The organism is Corynebacterium sp. CNJ-954 (assembly GCF_001942345.1).
In the GTDB taxonomy this organism is placed as follows: domain Bacteria; phylum Actinomycetota; class Actinomycetes; order Mycobacteriales; family Mycobacteriaceae; genus Corynebacterium.
In genome coordinates, this window is sequence record NZ_MKKI01000038.1 from 1 (window position 1) to 1,217 (window position 1,217).

The 1,217-nt window shown below is 67.6% G+C and carries 1 protein-coding gene; it reads right to left on the reverse strand.

The window, feature by feature from the left end; all coding sequences use genetic code 11:
• A partial coding sequence (locus tag BJF89_RS11400; protein WP_075815019.1) for an HNH endonuclease signature motif containing protein occupies positions 1-1,185 on the reverse strand: 1,185 nt, incomplete at its 3' end.
• Positions 1,186-1,217: the final 32 nt, after the last annotated feature.

Below are 1,217 nucleotides of genomic sequence, written 5' to 3' on the forward strand. Positions count from 1 at the left end.
CGCCGGGGACAGTGGCCCGGCGGCGATCGTGGTGACCCGACTGCCGCCGGGGCCGTGCCAGTGCAGGGTGAGGGCATCGTCCGGGGTGCTGGGTTCCCAGATCCCAGCGGTCTTCAACCTGTGATGCGTGCGGCACAGACAGATCCCGTTGGCCACACTCGTCGGCCCGTCGCTGTCGGGGTCGGTATGCGGGGAATTGACCAGGTGATCATGCTCGCAGTCGTCAGCGGGGATATCGCACCCGGGGAACCTGCAATGCCCGTCGCGGCCTTCGATCTGAACCCGCTGCAGGGTCGTAAACCGGTAGGCCCCGGTCGGCGGAACCTGATCAAATGCGGGCAGCTCACGGACATGCCCGGCAAGACCGGCCAACTCCGCACCCGTAGCCGGAGAAACCCACCCGCACCCCAGGACATAGGACGGGGCCTTATCCTGCACACGGTAGGTGTTCACCGTGACGTTGAGCTGGTCACGCCGACCGCCGAGTGCGCCGAGAGCGACCTCGCCCCGGCACCGGGACATCAACACAGGTGCCGACTGCCCATCCCGGTCGGCCTGACCGGCCCGGTCGGCCAGAATGTCGCGACGCACCTCCAGCGCAGCAGTACTAAGCGAGGACCACAACGCATCGGCGACGAACTCGCTGCCGCAGTCCAGGGTGAACCTCGTACTCCGCCGGGTCAGGGACACCACCTCTGCCTCCTCCTGCTCGGTCGCCTCCACGACCAGGGGTGCCACGGTGCACAGCACCTCATCGGCGACATCGGCCAACGCGGTCAGACAGGTGATGCCGGTCGTGGCGATCCAGTCGGCGACGCCGAGGGCGACAGCGGCATCCAGACACTGCGGCACCTCGGCCCCGGCCGCCTGGAGTGCCGCGGCGTGCCGGTTGAGCCGGCTCCAGATCGCGTCGAGATGGTCGACGGAATAACGGCCGTCGTCCCGGAAGTGGCTGAACAACGTCGGCATGCGTTGCGCGATGTCCGCGGCGTGGGCGTACCGGTAGGCCTCGCGGGTGCTCCGGCGTCGGACGGCCTGTGCGGTGGCCAGGCGACTGCCATCGGGGATACCCACGAGGAAAGCGACGAGTTCGAGCTCGGCGGTGTTGATCTGGACGGAGTAGGTGGTGGCCAGAGAGGTGTAGCTCTCGCCGGTGGTGGGTTCGGTGGTGTACGTGCTGGTCATGGTCCCCTCCTTCGGATACGAACACTGTATCG